The 16,024-nt window shown below is 65.0% G+C and carries 16 protein-coding genes; 5 read left to right on the top strand and 11 right to left on the bottom strand.

Translation table 11 applies throughout. The features are described from left to right. Both NX862_RS11000 and NX862_RS10995 read right to left on the bottom strand, forming a co-directional pair. Positions 1-197, bottom strand: a 197-nt coding sequence (locus tag NX862_RS11000; RefSeq protein WP_264493948.1) for a GTP-binding protein, incomplete at its 3' end; no start/stop codon positions are given. A gap of 85 nt (positions 198-282) precedes the next feature. Then, the gene (locus NX862_RS10995; RefSeq protein ID WP_264493947.1) at positions 283-918 is read right to left on the bottom strand and encodes a hypothetical protein; all 636 of its coding nucleotides are present in this window, start codon (positions 916-918) and stop codon (positions 283-285) included. A 96-nt stretch (positions 919-1,014) separates the two neighbouring features. On the opposite strand from NX862_RS10995, the gene NX862_RS10990 reads away from it, so the two are divergent. After that, entirely contained in the window at positions 1,015-2,340 is a 1,326-nt protein-coding gene (locus NX862_RS10990; protein WP_264493946.1) for a cytochrome P450, read from the top strand. A 58-nt stretch (positions 2,341-2,398) separates the two neighbouring features. Here the strand turns inward: NX862_RS10990 and parC are convergent, their stop codons facing one another. After that, entirely contained in the window at positions 2,399-4,714 is a 2,316-nt protein-coding gene (gene parC / locus NX862_RS10985; RefSeq protein WP_264493945.1) for a DNA topoisomerase IV subunit A, read from the bottom strand. 82 nt (positions 4,715-4,796) lie between these two features. Between parC and NX862_RS10980 the strand changes: the two genes are divergently transcribed. Next, entirely contained in the window at positions 4,797-5,600 is an 804-nt protein-coding gene (locus NX862_RS10980) for an SDR family NAD(P)-dependent oxidoreductase (RefSeq protein WP_264493944.1), read from the top strand. A gap of 28 nt (positions 5,601-5,628) precedes the next feature. Here the strand turns inward: NX862_RS10980 and NX862_RS10975 are convergent, their stop codons facing one another. From NX862_RS10975 to NX862_RS10950, 6 genes are all read right to left on the bottom strand, one after another. Next, positions 5,629-6,957 (bottom strand): glutamine synthetase family protein, encoded by a 1,329-nt coding sequence (locus NX862_RS10975; RefSeq protein ID WP_264493943.1) that lies wholly within the window; start codon positions 6,955-6,957, stop codon positions 5,629-5,631. A 121-nt stretch (positions 6,958-7,078) separates the two neighbouring features. Then, on the bottom strand, positions 7,079-8,005 hold the full coding sequence (locus NX862_RS10970; RefSeq protein WP_264493942.1) for an FAD-binding protein: 927 nt from the start codon (positions 8,003-8,005) through the stop codon (positions 7,079-7,081). Further along, positions 8,005-8,766, bottom strand: coding sequence for an electron transfer flavoprotein subunit beta/FixA family protein (locus NX862_RS10965; protein WP_264493941.1), 762 nt, complete (start codon positions 8,764-8,766; stop codon positions 8,005-8,007). Before NX862_RS10965 ends, NX862_RS10970 begins: the two co-directional genes overlap by 1 nt. Positions 8,767-8,914: 148 nt before the next feature. Beyond that, complete coding sequence (locus NX862_RS10960; RefSeq protein WP_264493940.1) at positions 8,915-9,478, bottom strand: cob(I)yrinic acid a,c-diamide adenosyltransferase; 564 nt, start codon at positions 9,476-9,478, stop codon at positions 8,915-8,917. Continuing rightward, positions 9,478-9,678 carry a twin transmembrane helix small protein gene (locus NX862_RS10955; protein ID WP_264493939.1) on the bottom strand — a complete coding sequence of 67 codons (201 nt, stop codon included), beginning with the start codon at positions 9,676-9,678 and terminating at the stop codon, positions 9,478-9,480. Before NX862_RS10955 ends, NX862_RS10960 begins: the two co-directional genes overlap by 1 nt. Positions 9,679-9,806: 128 nt before the next feature. Beyond that, positions 9,807-10,631: a DUF6473 family protein gene (locus NX862_RS10950; protein ID WP_264493938.1), complete on the bottom strand. Its 825-nt coding sequence runs from the start codon at positions 10,629-10,631 to the stop codon at positions 9,807-9,809. A 174-nt stretch (positions 10,632-10,805) separates the two neighbouring features. Between NX862_RS10950 and NX862_RS10945 the strand changes: the two genes are divergently transcribed. Next, a complete protein-coding gene (locus NX862_RS10945; RefSeq protein ID WP_264493937.1) occupies positions 10,806-11,681 on the top strand; it encodes a 3-hydroxybutyryl-CoA dehydrogenase in 876 nt (291 codons plus the stop codon). A 35-nt stretch (positions 11,682-11,716) separates the two neighbouring features. Here NX862_RS10945 and NX862_RS10940 read toward each other — a convergent pair whose 3' ends face one another. Beyond that, positions 11,717-12,475 (bottom strand): sulfite exporter TauE/SafE family protein, encoded by a 759-nt coding sequence (locus NX862_RS10940; RefSeq protein ID WP_264493936.1) that lies wholly within the window; start codon positions 12,473-12,475, stop codon positions 11,717-11,719. A 151-nt stretch (positions 12,476-12,626) separates the two neighbouring features. On the opposite strand from NX862_RS10940, the gene NX862_RS10935 reads away from it, so the two are divergent. Both NX862_RS10935 and NX862_RS10930 read left to right on the top strand, forming a co-directional pair. Beyond that, positions 12,627-14,252, top strand: a complete 1,626-nt coding sequence (locus NX862_RS10935; RefSeq protein ID WP_264493935.1) for an acyl-CoA dehydrogenase family protein — start codon at positions 12,627-12,629, stop codon at positions 14,250-14,252. A 75-nt stretch (positions 14,253-14,327) separates the two neighbouring features. Further along, positions 14,328-14,987 carry a class I SAM-dependent methyltransferase gene (locus NX862_RS10930; protein WP_264493934.1) on the top strand — a complete coding sequence of 220 codons (660 nt, stop codon included), beginning with the start codon at positions 14,328-14,330 and terminating at the stop codon, positions 14,985-14,987. A 13-nt stretch (positions 14,988-15,000) separates the two neighbouring features. Here NX862_RS10930 and NX862_RS10925 read toward each other — a convergent pair whose 3' ends face one another. Continuing rightward, a complete protein-coding gene (locus NX862_RS10925; protein ID WP_264493933.1) occupies positions 15,001-16,014 on the bottom strand; it encodes an NAD(P)/FAD-dependent oxidoreductase in 1,014 nt (337 codons plus the stop codon). Positions 16,015-16,024 lie beyond the last annotated feature (10 nt).

Below are 16,024 nucleotides of genomic sequence, written 5' to 3'. Positions count from 1 at the left end.
TCGTATTCCACATGCGCGGTCGAGATCGTGATCCCACGCGCACGCTCTTCCGGAGCGCCGTCGATCTGGTCGTAGGCCCGGAATTCGCCGAAATACTTCGTGATCGCCGCCGTCAGCGTCGTCTTGCCGTGGTCAACGTGGCCGATCGTGCCAATGTTGACGTGCGGTTTGTTGCGTTCAAACTTTGCCTTTGCCATTGCGGCCACCCTTGTTTCGGGGGGCCGTCATGGGCCCCGATCTACACGCGCGGCGATGTATTCCGACGGCAAGGGAAAATCAAGGTCATCCGGCGACGGCCGGTTTTGCCGGCGCAGGCGTGGCCGCCTTGCCACCCTTCGGCGCCTCGACGGTCACGTCGCCCGCCGCGGCTGCGGCCTCTTCGGTCGGCATCTCCAGCCATTCGGGATGTTCCAGCATGTAATCCTGCACGGCCTTGGCAGCATTGCGCGCCAGTTTCTTCATCTGGGCCTTCTTGTTCTGCGTCCAGCCCGAGCCCACCAGGGTCTCGCCCGACGTCCCCTCCAGCACCGTGATCCGCTTGCCACCATCGACCAGCAACAGCTGTTTTGCATCGTCCCAGACGCTGACCGTGATGATCAGCGCAGACCGCGGCGAGGCGACGACTGGCACGCCCGGAGGCGCCAGGACAAAGCCGTCAATCGAAATGCCGAAATCGAACAGCTTACCCCCCTCATAAGAGCCAAAGCGTTCGACCATGGCCTCCTTCATCACCTCTTCCCATTCCTCGGGCGTGGCCTGGCGTGAGATCGGCACGGTCTGGGCGGTTTCGCCCACCACGACGTTCAACCCCATCTCGAACTTGCCCATCGGCTTTGGCGGGTCGCCAAAATCGGCGGCATCGCAGGCGGCCAGGGTGAAAAGGCCAGCCAAAAGGGCAAAGGCGCGGATCAGGGTCATGCGGGTCCTCCGTTTGCATCAGGGATAGGGGGGCTGGGGGCGCTTGTCCATGGCGGGGCTCTGGAAGGGGACCAAGTTGGCGCTATAGTGATCAGCATGAAACGCCAAAATCCCGTCCGCGTGGCGCTGGCCACCAAGCCGCTGGGCATCCTGGGCAGCCTTGCCGCAGGCCGGCGCAATGTGCTGGAGCTGGTGCCAGAAATCGCCACCCATGCGCCGATCCTGTCGGGCACGACGGGCAAGCGCTGGCATATGGTGATGGACCCCGGCGCGCTGCGCCACATCCTGCGCGACCGGGTGCAGGATTACCCGAAATCGGTGGTCACAAAGCTGATCCTGGAACCGGCCATCGGCAATTCGCTGTTCAATGCGGAAGGCCACGAGTGGCTGTGGCAGCGTCGCACCGCCGCCCCGGTGTTTTCGCATCGCAACATCACGGCGCTGGGGCCGGTGATGACGGCTGCGGCAGAACGAGCCAGCACGCGGATGACCGGTCTTGTGGATGTCTTCGACGCCATGGTGACAGCGACCTTCGAGGTGATTTCCGATGTCACCTTCTCGGGTGATCAGGGCTTTGATCGCCAGGCCGTCCACCGCGCAATCGAGACCTATATCGCGCAGACGGCGAAGATTTCGGTGCTGGATATCATCGGGGCGCCGGCTTGGGTGCCGCGTCCGGGGCGAATCTTTGGCGCCGCCGCCATGGCGCCGATGAAGCGGCTGGCCGACCGCGCGATCCAGGCGCGGCGCCAGCCCTTGCCCGTGCCGGACCTGTTGGACCTGCTGGTCCAGGGCGCCGACCCGGTGTCGGGGCGCAAGATGACCCCGGACGAGCTGCGCGACAACCTGTTGACCTTTATCGTGGCGGGGCATGAGACGACGGCGCTGACCCTGGCCTGGTCGCTGTATCTGTGCGCCCATGATCCACAGGTGCAGGACCGCGCCCGGGATGAGGCGTGGGGCGTGCTGGGCGACCGCGCGGCGGTGGCGGGCGACCTGCCCGCCCTGCCCTATATCCGGTCTATCATCGACGAGGCCTTGCGGCTTTACCCCCCCGCCGCTTTCCTGTCGCGCACCGCCATGGCGCCCGACACGCTTTTGGGCCGCGAGGTCCGCAAGGGCGATACGGTGATCCTGCCGATCTATGCCCTGCAGCGCCACCATGCGCATTGGGCCAATCCCGATGCCTTTGACCCCGACCGTTTTGCCGATCCCAAGGCGCCGCGCCCGGCCTGGCTGCCCTTTGGCGACGGCCCCCGCATCTGCATCGGCGCGGCATTCGCCGTGCAAGAGGCGGTGATCATCCTGGCGACCCTGCTGGCCCGCCATCGGTTCAGTCTGACCGAACGCCTGCCAAGGCCGGTGATGATCCTGACCCTGCGCCCCGAAGGCGGCGTCTGGCTGAAGGTAGACCCGGTCTAGGCCCCGCCGACGGAACGGCAGGCCCCCCGAACCCGCGCGGCCTCCGTCCACTGAAGGATCAGGTGAACTTGTTGTCGCGCGGGAAGCCCCTTGGGGCCATGGCACCCGTGGCGGCCCGGTTGCCCTCCCACATCCGCAGGTCGGTTTCGGTGCGGGTGCGCCCGGCCGGGTCCTTCCACGACAGGCCCTCGGCCTTGGTGAAGGTGATCGCGTCCGACAGCCCGCCATCCTTGTATTTCTGCAGCCGCACACCCTTGCCCTTGGTCATCTCGGGCACTTGCACCAGCGGGAAGACCAGCACCTTGCGGTTCTCTCCCACCACGGCGACCGAATCGCCCTTGATGCGGTGACACAGCGCGGTCTTGACGCCCTCACCCAGGGTCAGCACCTGTTTGCCGGCCTTGGTCTGGGCCAGGACCTCTTCGGAGGCCACGACAAACCCATCCCCCGCGGTCGAGGCGACCAGCAGCTTTTCCCCCGCCCGCCAGACCCGCAGATCGACGATGGCCGTGTCATTGGGCAGATCGACCATCAGGCGCACGGGCTCTCCCATGCCGCGGCCACCGGGCATATTGACGCCCATCAGCGTATAGAACCGACCGTTCGCCGCCACGATCAGGATCTTGTCGGTCGTCTCGGCATGGAAGGCAAAGCGGGCGCCGTCGCCGTCCTTGAACTTTTGCTCCACCGAAAGGTCCACATGGCCCTTCATCGCCCTGATCCAGCCCATCTGGGAACAGATCACCGTGATCGGCTCGCGTTCGATCATTGATTCGGCGCTGATCTCGACGGCCTCACCGGCCTCGGCAAAGGCGGTGCGGCGGCGGCCCAGAACCGTGCCCTTGCCGTAAAGCTTGCGGACCTCGTCCAGTTCCGTCCCGATCCGCGCCCATTGTGCGGCGGGGTCGGCCAGCAGCGCGGCCAGCCCCTCGCGTTCGGCCGTCAGCGCGTCACGTTCGGCCACAAGTTCCAGCTCTTCCAGCCGGCGCAAGGACCGCAGACGCATGTTCAGGATGGCTTCGGCCTGGATATCGGACAGCTCGCCCAGCTGATCCGGCGGCGCCTTGTAGTCGTTTTCATCCGTCGCGCGCTTGTGCTTTTTGCCCCAGCGTTCCGCCATCAAGGCCCGCTTGGGATCGGCATCATAGCGGATGATGTCGATGACGCGGTCCAGGTTCAGAAAGGTGATCAAAAAGCCCGCAAGGATTTCCAGGCGCGCGTCGATCTTGTCCACACGGTGCTGGCTGCGACGCTGCAGGACCTGACGCCGGTGGTCGATAAAGGCGCGCAGAACCTCTTTCAGGCTGCAAACCTTGGGAACCTTGCCGTCGATCAGCACGTTCATGTTCAGGCTGAACCGGCTTTCCAGTTCTGAATTGCGGAACAGCGCGCCCATCAGTTGATCGGCCTCGACCGTGCGCGACCGCGGCTCCAGCACGATGCGGATGTCATCGGCGGATTCGTCGCGGACATCGGCCAGCAGGGGCACCTTTTTCAGGTTGATCAGCTCGGCCAGACGCTCGATCAGCTTGGACTTCTGCACCTGGAACGGGATTTCCGTGACCACGATTTGCCACTGGCCGCGGCCCAGATCCTCGATCTCCCATTTGGAGCGGGTGCGGAAAGCGCCGCGCCCGGTCCGGTAAGCCTCGCGGATCGACTGCGCGTCCTCGACAATGACCCCGCCCGTCGGAAAGTCGGGGCCGGGGATCAGATTGACCAAAGCGTCATCGGTCACATCGGGATCGGCAATCAGCGCCTGACAGCCCTGGATCAGCTCGTCCAGGTTATGCGGCGGAATATTGGTCGCCATCCCCACCGCGATGCCACTGGACCCATTGGCCAAAAGGTTCGGAAAGGCCGCGGGCAGAACCACGGGTTCCTCAAGCCGCCCATCGTAATTCGGGCGGAAGTCCACGGCGGTTTCGTCGATGCCCTCCAGCAGGGCTTCGGTCAGGGCGGTGATCCGCGCCTCGGTGTAGCGGCTGGCGGCGGGGTTGTCGCCGTCGATGTTGCCGAAGTTGCCCTGACCATCCACCAGCGGATAGCGCATGTTGAAAGGCTGCGCCAAGCGCGCCATCGCGTCATAGATCGCAACGTCGCCATGGGGGTGAAAGTCCCCCATCGTGTCGCCGCTGATCTTGGCCGACTTCAGGAACCCCCCGGTGGGCGACAGCCGCAGCCGCCGCATGGCCCAAAGGATGCGACGATGCACGGGCTTCAGCCCATCGCGCGCATCGGGAAGCGCACGGTGCATGATCGTCGACAAGGCATAGGTCAGATAGCGTTCCCCGATGGCCCGAGAAAGGGGCTCGGTGACAAGAACGGATTCAACGGGCGCGGGCGGCGCGGGGGTGTCATCATCTTCAGCCATGCAGGGTGTCTAGTGGCTGGCGGGGCACGGGTCCAGAGGGTATCACGGGCCAAACCGAGCCCCCTTTGCTTTTGGAGATACCTTGCGCACGATCCTGATCACCGGCTGTTCTTCGGGCATCGGTTACGACGCCGCCCATGCTCTGGCCAAGCGGGGCTGGCGCGTGCTGGCAACCTGCCGCGCCGAGGCCGATTGCGAACGCCTGCGCGCCGAGGGGCTGGAGAGCTTTCGGCTGGATTACACCGACGAGGGTTCGATTGCCGCAGCCGTGGCGGGCCTTGACCGGCTGGACGCGCTGTTCAACAACGGCGCCTATGCCTGCCCGGGCCTGACCGAAGACCTGCCCCGCGGCGCGCTCCGCGAGATCTTTGAAACCAACCTGTTCGGCTATCACGACCTGACCCGCCGCGTGATCCCCTTGATGCGCAAACAGGGCCATGGCCGGATCGTGCAATGTTCCTCGGTGCTTGGCATCGTGGGGGCGGAATGGCGCGGCGCCTATGTGTCCACGAAATTCGCGCTGGAGGGTCTGACCGACGTCATGCGCCTGGAGATGCGGGGGACGGGCATCGACTTGATCCTGATCGAGCCGGGGCCGATTGGCACCAAGATCCGCCAGAACTCGATCCCGCATTTCGAAAAGTGGATCGACTGGAAGACCGCCGCCCGTTCGGCCGATTACGCCAAGCTTCTGGGCCGGCTTTACGGCGAAAAGACCGGCCCCGACCGGTTCGAACTGCCGCCCTCGGCCGTGACCAAGGCGCTGATCCATGCGGTCGAGGCGCGCCGGCCAAAGGCCCGCTATTACGTCACGATCCCCACCCATATCGCCGGGATTGCGCGCAGGCTTCTGCCGACGCGCTGGCTGGATTGGCTTGTGGCCTGAAGGGTTCCGCCTGCGCGGCAAGGCCGGTTCAGACGGTGAACCCGTAAAGGCTCCATTCCACATCCGTCACTTCGATGGCCAAGCGGTCATATTCCGCCCGCTTGATCGCCAGAAATCCGGCGTGGAACTCTGGCCCAAGGATGCGCTTCATGGCATCAGAGGTCTCGAACAGCCCGATCGCCTCGGCCCAATTGGCGGGCAAGGGCCGGTCATCATCGGCGCCCGCAGGCCCGGGGTCGGCCTTGGCCTTGATCCCGTCCAAAGCGGTGCCCAGGGTCACGGCGGCCACCAGATAGGGGTTGGCATCGACGCCCGCCACGCGGTGTTCGAAATGCCGGGTCTTGGCGCTGCCGGCCGGGATGCGCAGCGCGACATTGCGGTCCTCTTCGCCCCAGGTGTTCGAGGCGGGCGAATAAACCGTCGAGGCGAACCGCCGCCACGAGTTCAAGAACGGCGCCAGCACCAGCATGGTTTCCGCCATATGCGCCCTGATGCCACCGATGGCCTGAAGCATCAGGTCTCCGGTGGAAAACAGGTTCTGCCCATCCTTGGTCAACGACAGATGCAGATGCATCCCCGAGCCCGACCGCGCGCCAAAGGGTTTGGCCATGAAACAGGCCTCCATGCCAAACCGCCGCGCCGTCGCCCGCAAAAGCCGCTTGGCCAGGATGATATCATCCGCCGCCCGGGCCAGGTCGCGGTAACGCAGCGTCAGTTCATACTGACCGGCAGCATATTCGGAAATCAGGCTCTCCATCGGCAGGCCCAACTGCCGCCCGCCCTCATAGACCGCGTCGAAAAAGGGCGACATCTCGTCCAGCTCGTCGACCGACATGGTATTGGTGGCATGGCTTTGCCGCCCGGTCAGGGGGTAACGCGCAGGCTGGACGCGGCCTTGGGCGTCACGCTCGCGGTCGACCAGATAGAATTCCAGCTCCATCGCGCCCATTGGGGTAAAGCCCATCGCCTCGGCCCGGGCGATCTGCGCCATCAGCACATTGCGCGGCTCGGCGGGCTGGGGGTGATCGGCGAACATCGATACCAGCACCACCCCCCGCCCCGTCGCCGGGATCAGGCCCAGCGTCCCGGGCACCGGCCAGCACCGGCTGTCGCCGCCGCCATCGTTCTGCGTGGCCAAGGCGCCCTCGACGTCATCGCCGCTGATGTCCTGGGCAAAAAGGCTCGCGGGCATGCCGCGGCCCTGGGTATACAGGCTCTCCAGTTCATGCCGCCGGATGATCTTGCCGCGCCCGATGCCATGGGCGTCGGTCAGGACGATATCGACCGCCTGCACCTCCGGATGACGGGCCAGGAAGTCTTGCGCTTCGGACAGAAGGGAACCGGTCGGAGAGGTCATGTCGCACCCAAGGATTTGATCAAATCCCATAAGGCCCAAGGCGGCATCAGGCAAGAAAAAAGGGACGCCCGCAAGCGCCCCCGTTTCATCCTATGGCGTAGGGTGCGATTTAGCGCACCGCTTACAGCTTGCCCGACAGCTCCGGCACAGCGGTGAACAGGTCCGCGACCAGGCCATAATCGGCGACCTGGAAGATCGGCGCCTCTTCGTCCTTGTTGATCGCGACGATGACCTTCGAATCCTTCATCCCCGCAAGGTGCTGGATCGCGCCAGAAATCCCGCAGGCAACATAGAGGTTCGGCGCCACGACCTTGCCGGTCTGCCCCACCTGCCAGTCGTTCGGCGCATAGCCACTGTCGACCGCCGCACGCGAGGCCCCAACAGCGGCGCCCAGCTTGTCGGCCAGCGTCTCGATGATGGCAAAGGACTCTTTCGACCCGACGCCACGCCCACCCGAGACGACCACCTTGGCGGAGGTCAGTTCCGGCCGGTCACTGGCCGCCACGCGGTCCTCGACCCAGGCGGAAAGCCCCGCCTCGCCCGGACCCACCAGCTTTTCGACCGCGGCCGCACCGCCCGCACCCGCCGCCGCATAGGCTGCCGTGCGGATCGAGAACACCTTGGTCGCATCGCCCGACTTCACGGTCTGGATCGCGTTGCCGGCATAGATCGGACGCTCAAACGTGTCGGCGTCGATCACGGCGGTCACATCCGACATCACCATCACGTCCAACAGCGCGGCCACGCGCGGCAGGACGTTCTTGTTGAACGCCGTCGCGGCGCCGCAGATGTGGGAATAGCCCGCGGCCAAAGACACCACCAAGGCGGCAGTCGATTCCGCCATGCCATGACAATAGGCGTGATCCTCGGCAAAAAGCACCTTGGACACGCCTTGCAGGGTCGCGGCCTCTGCCGCCGCGGCGTCACCGCCCAGGCCCGCCACCAGCACATGAACCTCGCCCAAGCCCGCCACCGCGGTCAGCGCCTTGCCGACCTGATCGGTGGCCAAAGCGCCTTCATTCACGTCAGCAATCAGAAGAACGGCCATCAGAGGACTCCCGCTTCGTCTTTGAGTTTCGCGATCAGTTCGTCCACCGAGCCGACCTTGACGCCCGCCTTGCGGCCCGCCGGCTCGACGGTTTTCAGAACGGTCAGACGCGGGGTCACGTCGACGCCATAGTCTGCCGGGGTCTTGGCGGCCAAAGGCTTGGCCTTGGCTTTCATGATGTTCGGCAGCGAGGCATAGCGCGGCTCGTTCAGGCGCAGGTCGACGGTCAGAACCGCCGGCAGGTTGACCGAGATCGACTGCAAACCGCCGTCAACCTCACGCGTCACAACCGCTTTGCCATCGGCAATCGCCAGTTCCGACACAAAGGTGCCCTGCGACCAGCCCAGCAGCGCCGAAAGCATCTGCCCGGTGGCGTTCATATCGTTATCAATGGCTTGCTTGCCGCACAGGACCAGGCCCGGGGCCTCTTCCTTCACCACAGCGGCCAGCAGCTTGGCCACCGAAAGCGGCTCGATGTCGGTCTGAACGTCGGCGGTCGCTTCGATCAGGATGGCGCGGTCGGCGCCCATCGCCAGGGCGGTCCGCAGGGTCTCTTGCGCCTGTTTCACGCCAATCGAGACCACGACAACCTCGGTCGCGAGCCCCTTTTCCTTCAGCCGGATCGCCTCTTCGACGGCGATTTCGTCAAAGGGGTTCATCGACATTTTCACATTCGCCAGATCGACCCCGGACCCGTCCGCCTTGACGCGAACCTTCACGTTGTAGTCGATCACACGTTTGACAGGCACCAGGACCTTCATCGCGCAAATCTCCGAAATGGCCCCTTGGGGCGGACGCAAACTCTCAACCCTTGTTTACCCGCGCCGCGATGCGGAAACCAGACCGAAAACGACGCAGATTGTCGCATGGACGCCACGTTTGCGGAAATCGACAGAGGTGTCGATTCCCTTAGGCGGGGCGCGTCAGGCCGGGAACCCACAGGACATCGCGCCCCTCATTGGCGACGCGGCCCGCGACAAAGAACCAATCCGACAGCCGGTTCAGATACTTGACCGCAAAGGGGTTCACAGGCTCATGCGCGGCCAGTTCCACCACCAACCGCTCGGCCCGCCGACAGACCGTCCGGCACAGGTGCAATTGCGCCGCCAAGACCGTGCCACCGGGCAGGATAAAGCTGCGCAGCGGCTCCAGATCCGCGTTCATCGCGTCAATCTCGGCCTCCAGCCGGTCGACCTGAGGCCCGATCATCCGCAGCCGCGGGTAAGGCGCCGTCGCGTCGTTTTCCAGATCCGGCGTGCAAAGATCGGCGCCCAGGTCGAAAAGATCGTTGGAAATCCGCGCCAAAGGGTCGGCCATGCCATGAAGCCGGGCCAGGCCCACGGTCGCATTGACCTCGTCCACCGTGCCATAGGCCGAAACGCGCAGGTCGAACTTCGGCACCCGCGCGCCATTGCCCAAAGCGGTCTCTCCGGTGTCGCCGGTGCGGGTGTAAATCTTGGACAGGACGACCATCAGCGGCTCCTTGCCCAGGCGAACAGCACGATGACGCCGACCGCCAAGGCCTGCGCCACAATGCGCAACTGCATGAGTTTGTTGGCGTATTTCCGGTTGAACTCGCCGCCCTTGGCGAAACCGCCGATGCCGATGGCCAAGATGACCAGCACGGCCAAACAGGCCAGTGTGGCGATCAGAAAGACCGGGTCTTTGAACATTGCTGCCTCCGCGTTTTGCCACACATAGAGCGACGCGGCGGAAAAGCGAAGGGTCAGACGGAAGAAGGCCGGGCACGCGGACGCGCCCGGCCATAGAGACCCCAGCGGGGAGCGGAGGAAGCGGGGCCCTATTTCAGGATTTTCTCCAGCGCACTGGACAGAAGGCGCGACAGGTCGCGATGCACCTCCGGCCCCGGCATCCGCGCCGCAGCCGCCGATTCGTCGCGGGCAAAGGCCATGCCCGACAGGCCGCGGCCCCTTTGGTCAGAGCGTTCGACCGCCTCGACATAGGTGCGCACAAATGGCCGGACCGAGGCCACAAGCTCAGCGTCGATCAACAGCGGATCATGACCCAGCCCCTGCGCCTTGGACGGCGGCGCCTGGTCGGACAGCCACAACAGCACCGTCCGCTCTGGCAGGCGCTTCAACAGCGCCTCCATCTGCCGATGCCAGGTGGCGCGCAGGTCTTCGGCCACCGTCTGGAACTTTTCCGGCGAATGTTCGAACAGCGTCGCCAACAGATGCCGCGTGAAGCTGATTTCGGTGAAATCGACATCCCGATACAGCGTCCGCAGCAGCGGCGTCGGCCCGACAAATCGGTCATTGCGCCGCGGATGGACCTTGTAATACCGGTTCGAGAGATTACCCGCCCCCAGAACCTGCACCACAACCGCCTCTGCCCCCTGCGCCAAGTCGATCAGCGAGGGTTCGTTCAGATAGACATCCGGCCCCGCATTGGGAATCCCCAGATTGACCGCCCCATAGCCGACCTCCTCTTCGACAAGGTCAGGATAGGGGTCGGGTATGAATTTTCCGTAAGTCTCGTTTCCGCCCAGAAAGACGATATAAGGCCGCTCCAGCGACCGTCGCGGACCCCGGAACGACATGTTGGACACACCATATCGGCATGGAAAATAATCCAATACGCCTTCGCTTGGCAAAGCATAGGCCATCTTACCCACCATCAGTTTTACACACCCAATGGAAACTGTGCCCGATTCCCGTTTCCAAAGAGTTGAAGTCGGGCTTTGCCTCAAATCCTTCCAACTGGTGAACGCCGCAGCGCAGCGGGGTTGAAGCAGGCGGCCTGCAGGCCTAAGCTAACCGCGCAATCAAAGGGGCAGGGCATGGACATTCGGCGCGTGGGCGTTGTGGGTGCGGGGCAGATGGGCAACGGGATCGCCCATGTTTTCGCGCTGGCAGGCTATGAGGTCATCTTGCACGACATCTCGGCCGACAGCCTTTCTGCCGCCGTGGCCACGATCGACAAGAACCTGGAACGCCAGGTCAGCCGCGGCAAGGTGGCCGCCGAGGACAAGGCCGCGGCTTTGGCCCGCATCTCGACCTCGCTGGACATCGCGCTTCTGGGCCCGACCGACCTGATCATCGAAGCCGCGACCGAAAAGGAAGACATCAAGAACAAGATCTTCGCCAGTCTGGCGCCGCATCTTGCGCCCCATACGATCCTGACCTCGAACACCTCGTCGATCTCGATCACACGGCTGGCCAGCCGCACCGACCGGCCCGAGCGCTTCATGGGGTTCCACTTCATGAACCCGGTGCCGGTGATGCAGCTGGTGGAACTGATCCGCGGCATTGCCACCGATGGGCCGACCTATGACACGCTGAAAGGCGTCGTCGACCGGCTGGGCAAGACCGCCTCCAGCTCCGAGGATTTCCCCGCCTTCATCGTCAACCGCATCCTGATCCCGATGATCAACGAGGCGGTTTACACGCTGTATGAGGGCGTGGGGTCGGTGCAATCCATCGACACGGCGCTGAAACTGGGGGCCAATCACCCGATGGGCCCGCTGGAGCTGGCCGATTTCATCGGGCTGGACACCTGCCTGGCCATCATGAATGTGCTGTATGACGGGCTGGCCGATACGAAATACCGCCCCTGCCCACTGTTGACCAAATATGTCGAGGCCGGCTGGCTGGGCCGCAAGACCGACCGCGGCTTTTACGACTACCGCGGCGAGGTCCCGGTTCCGACGCGCTAGATCGGCCCCAGCGTAGCCCGGGGTATACCCCGGGTTCACCCCATCAACGCCTGCCGCACCAGGTTCAGCCCGGTCAGGATCAGCAGGGCTTGCGTCCAGCGCCGAAAGGCCACCGCGTCCAGCCGGTCCTGCAGCCGGTTTCCGCCGATCTGGCCCAGCTGCGCCGCCAAGGCCAGCACCGCCGAAAAGCCCAAGGTCTGCGCGTTCAGCACCCCGGTCGCCAGATGCGCGCCACACAGCACCACGGCGCCCATCAAAAAGACCACGCCCTGCACGCGCACCGTCTCGGCCTTGTCAGCCTTGATCGACAGCAGATAAACGATCAGCGGCGGCCCCCAGATGCCCGAAACCCCGCCATAAAGACCTCCGACCGCGCCCAGCGCCCATTCCGCGCCGTGGCGGTGCCGCAGGGGCAGCGCCAGCGACAGGCCCATGACCTGCGCCACGGCAAAGGCCGTGACCGGCAGGCCAAGGCCCAGAAGAAAGGCGCGCTCGGGGATGACATGGACGAACTGCGCCGAGATCACGATAAAGACCAGCGTCGCCGCCAGAAACCGCCGATAGGTCCGCGCGGTCTGCACGGCGGGCGCGACGCCCTGGCGGAAGGCCTGGCTCAGGTTCGTCAGAAGCGTCGGCAGGATCAGCCCGGCCAAGGCCAGTTGCGGCGGCAAAAAGCTGGAAAAGGCGCTCATCATGATCAAGGGCATGGCAAACCCCGCCACGCCTTTGACAAAGCCCGCAAACAGCGTGACCGCCAAGGCGGCGGCGAAAATGCCCGGGGAAAGACCTGCCATCACATCCATGGCTCTTGCTAGCCGCCGCCACCGTCAAGGGAAAGTCTAAACGCCAAGGTCATTTTCATACGCCACGACGACTCGTGTTGAAATTATATTGCGCTGCGACTGCGAAGGGATTATCCCGGTGCCATCGGAATCGGAGGATGCCATGGCCGACGGACAAGACCTTTCCACCTCATTTCTGCCCGACCTGTTGTCCCTGACCGCCCCGGCCCTGGGCGAGGCTCAGGCCTTCCTGTCCCTGGCAAAGGCGGCCTTGGCGGCTCGTGTTGTGGTGGCGGGCCGCATCGACTCCGCTAGTCTTGAGGCGGATCAGACCGAGGCGCATGGCCTGGCCTGGATTGCGACCTATGTGCAGGCGCTGACCGAACTGGACGCTTGGGCGCGGGCGCAGACCCTGGGCGAGGCCGAGGCGCTGGTGATCCAGATCGGCTTTGGCGAATATCTGGCGCAACTGCAGGGCGGCATCCCGATGAGCCAGGGCGAATTCGCCCGCGGCTGTTGTGGCGTGACCTATGCCCCGGGTCCGCAGGCCCGTGCGTTGATCGCCGCGGCCAATGATGCGGCCAAGGCGCGGCTGGTGGCCCTGCTGTGCGACGGCGCGGTCATCGCCTCGGGTCTGGATGAGGACCTGGAGATGATCCGCGCCCAATTCCGCCGCTTTGCCGAAGAAGAGGTCATCCCCCAGGCCCAGGGCTGGCACCTGCGCGACGACCTGATCCCGATGGAGATCATCCAGAAACTGGCGGATATGGGCGTCTTTGGCCTGACCATCCCGGAGGAACACGGCGGTTTCGGCCTGTCCAAGGCCGCGATGGTCGTGGTGTCCGAAGAGCTTTCGCGCGGCTACATCGGCGTGGGCTCCTTGGGCACCCGCACGGAAATTGCCGCCGAACTGATCCTGTGCGGCGGCACGCCGGAGCAAAAGGCCCAGTGGTTGCCGAAACTCGCCAGCGCGGAAATCCTGCCGACCGCCGTGTTCACCGAGCCGAACACCGGCAGCGACCTTGGCGCCCTGCGCACGCGTGCTGTGCTGACGGGCGACACCTGGCACGTCACCGGCAACAAGACCTGGATCACCCATGCCGCCCGCGCCCATGTGATGATGCTGATGACCCGCACCGGGACCGAGGCCGATTGGCGCGGGCTGTCTTTGTTGATCGCCGAAAAGACCCCCGGGAGTGATGCGGACCCCTTCCCCACGCCCGGCATGAAGGGCAGCGAAATCAAGGTCCTGGGCTATCGCGGCATGAAGGAATACGAACTTTCCTTTGACAATTTCGCTGTGCCTGCTGCGAACCTTCTGGGCGGCGTCACGGGTCAAGGCTTCAAGCAGCTGATGCAGACCTTTGAATCCGCCCGCATCCAGACCGCGGCGCGGGCCATTGGCGTCGCTCAGGCCGCGCTGGACTGCGCCTTGCGTTACGCCATGGACCGCGTGCAGTTTGGCAAGCCGCTTGTGGACTTTCCGCGCGTCTCGGGCAAGCTTGCCATGATGGCCGTCGAAATCGCCATCTCGCGCCAGATCACCTATCACGCGGCGCGAGCCAAGGACGAAGGGCGGCGCTGCGACCTTGAGGCCGGGATGGCGAAACTGCTTGCCGCCCGGGTGGCCTGGGCTGCGGCCGACAATGGCGTCCAGATCCATGGCGGGAACGGCTTTGCCTGCGAATACCTCGCCTCGCGCCTGTTGGTCGACGCCCGCATCCTGTCGATCTTTGAAGGCGCAGCCGAGATCCAGGCCAATGTGATCGCCCGTCGTTTGCTGGAATGACCCCGCCTGCCGGAGTGATCTTGACAAGCGGCACAGGGCCGCATCGTTTGGGGCAAACGATCAAAGGATGACCCCATGCAGCTGTTGCGCGGCCTTCTGGCCGGAGCCGCCAGCCGGCAAGAGACGCTGGAGCGTCTGCTGGACCATATCAAACCGGCGGAAATGGTCGAAGTGGGGGTCTGGAAGGGCGAATTCTCGGCCTTTGCGCTGACGAAACCCTATCTGGCCAAGTTCTACATGCTGGACCCCTGGCGGCAGCTGCCCGAGTGGAACAAGCCGTTCAACAAGGACTCCGTCGCCTTTGACGCGGTCTATGCCGAGGCCGAGGCCGCCACCCGCTTTGCCGCCGACCGCCGCGTGATCCTGCGCGGGACGACGGCCGAGGTGATCCACCAGATCCCCGATGAAAGCCTGGACCTGGCCTATATCGACGGCGACCACACCTTGCGCGGGGTCGCCATCGACCTGATCGCGACATGGGGAAAGATCAAGCCGGGCGGATATCTGCTGGGCGACGACTTCGTGCCCTCGATCTGGCAACACGCGGCGGATTTCGAGCCGACCTTCGTCTTTCCCTTCGCCTGCTATTTCGCCGAGGCGGTGGGCTGCGAGATTGCGGCCCTGGGGCATGGACAGTTCATCATCCCCAAAGTTCCGGCGCCCTATCAGTTTCACGACTTCACCGGGCGTTACGGCAAGACCGCGCTTCTGCCGCAGCTGCGCAAGCACCTGTGATCAGGGCCAAGTTTCAGGGGCGAAAAGCCTCCGGGATTGCGTCCTGCCCCTGGATTGCATCGACCAAAAGCCGCGCACACAAAGGCGCCACGGCAAAGCCGATCTTGAAGCCGCCATTGGCGATGAAATGCCCGGGCCGCCCGGGCCAGGCGCCGATCAGCGGCTGACGGCTTTGCGCGCGGGGGCGGATGCCGGCCCAACGCGTGATCTCGGGGGCATCACGCAGCGCCGGCACCAAAGCCCGCGCCCGTGCCAGCAGGTCATCGGCTTGGGTGTCGGTGTCCTCGTGGTCATAGGTGTTTTCGGAGGTTGACCCCACCGCCACCGACCCATCCTCATGCGGCACAATGTATAGCCCATCGGCATAGACCTGCGGCAGATGCGCCACCCCGGGCAGGTGCAGCGACAGCGCCTGACCCTTGACCCCCTGCCCCATCTTGCGCCCCATCTGCGCGGTCAGCGCCTCCAGCCCCCGATGCCCGGTGGCCCAGACCACCGCGCCCTCATCGCTGGCCTCACCCACCGTCACCACAGCCCCCCGCGCCTGACAGGCCGCCACCAGGCTGGCCAGCGCCCGCCGCGGCGAGACCCGCGCCGTCAGCGTGTCATGGATCAGCAACCCCGAGGGCGACAGCGGCTGAAACTCCCCCCCCGCCGCGATCACACGCCATTCCGCCCGCCCCTGCCACAGCTCTGCCGCAGCCTGTTCGCGCGTCCGGGCCAGGGCCTCATCCGTCACCGGCTGCACCCGCCCGGTCCGCGCATAACCCGGCGAGAGGCCCGAGACTGCCGCCACCTCGGCCCAATGCGCCTCGGCCATCAACAGCGCCTGCAGCTGGAACGCCTTGCCCGCCGTCCATTGCTCCGGCGCATGGGGGGCCAAGGCGCCGACCAACCCGCCCGAGGCCCCGGCGCCGATCGCCACCGCCTCGATCACCTGCACCCGCAGACCGCGGCGCAGGGCCTCCCAGGCGACGCAAAGCCCCATGATGCCGGCGCCCCGCACCGTCAGATCGTGTCTTGCCATTCCCCGCCCC

This window comes from Stagnihabitans lacustris (genome assembly GCF_025950525.1).
GTDB lineage: Bacteria > Pseudomonadota > Alphaproteobacteria > Rhodobacterales > Rhodobacteraceae > Stagnihabitans.
The sequence above is the reverse complement of the archived record's forward strand: the minus strand, read 5'-3'. Positions and strand labels throughout refer to the sequence as shown.

Coding starts and splice junctions, on each gene's coding strand:
- parC (WP_264493945.1), bottom strand. CDS start 4,714: ATGGCTGAAGATGATGACACCCCCGCGCCGCCCGCGCCCGTTGAATCC.
- NX862_RS10955 (WP_264493939.1), bottom strand. CDS start 9,678: ATGTTCAAAGACCCGGTCTTTCTGATCGCCACACTGGCCTGTTTGGCC.
- NX862_RS10930 (WP_264493934.1), top strand. CDS start 14,328: ATGCAGCTGTTGCGCGGCCTTCTGGCCGGAGCCGCCAGCCGGCAAGAG.
- NX862_RS10950 (WP_264493938.1), bottom strand. CDS start 10,631: ATGGCCTATGCTTTGCCAAGCGAAGGCGTATTGGATTATTTTCCATGC.
- NX862_RS10990 (WP_264493946.1), top strand. CDS start 1,015: ATGAAACGCCAAAATCCCGTCCGCGTGGCGCTGGCCACCAAGCCGCTG.
- NX862_RS10970 (WP_264493942.1), bottom strand. CDS start 8,005: ATGGCCGTTCTTCTGATTGCTGACGTGAATGAAGGCGCTTTGGCCACC.
- NX862_RS10940 (WP_264493936.1), bottom strand. CDS start 12,475: ATGGCAGGTCTTTCCCCGGGCATTTTCGCCGCCGCCTTGGCGGTCACG.
- NX862_RS10995 (WP_264493947.1), bottom strand. CDS start 918: ATGACCCTGATCCGCGCCTTTGCCCTTTTGGCTGGCCTTTTCACCCTG.
- NX862_RS10925 (WP_264493933.1), bottom strand. CDS start 16,014: ATGGCAAGACACGATCTGACGGTGCGGGGCGCCGGCATCATGGGGCTT.
- NX862_RS10975 (WP_264493943.1), bottom strand. CDS start 6,957: ATGACCTCTCCGACCGGTTCCCTTCTGTCCGAAGCGCAAGACTTCCTG.
- NX862_RS10945 (WP_264493937.1), top strand. CDS start 10,806: ATGGACATTCGGCGCGTGGGCGTTGTGGGTGCGGGGCAGATGGGCAAC.
- NX862_RS10960 (WP_264493940.1), bottom strand. CDS start 9,478: ATGGTCGTCCTGTCCAAGATTTACACCCGCACCGGCGACACCGGAGAG.
- NX862_RS10965 (WP_264493941.1), bottom strand. CDS start 8,766: ATGAAGGTCCTGGTGCCTGTCAAACGTGTGATCGACTACAACGTGAAG.
- NX862_RS10935 (WP_264493935.1), top strand. CDS start 12,627: ATGGCCGACGGACAAGACCTTTCCACCTCATTTCTGCCCGACCTGTTG.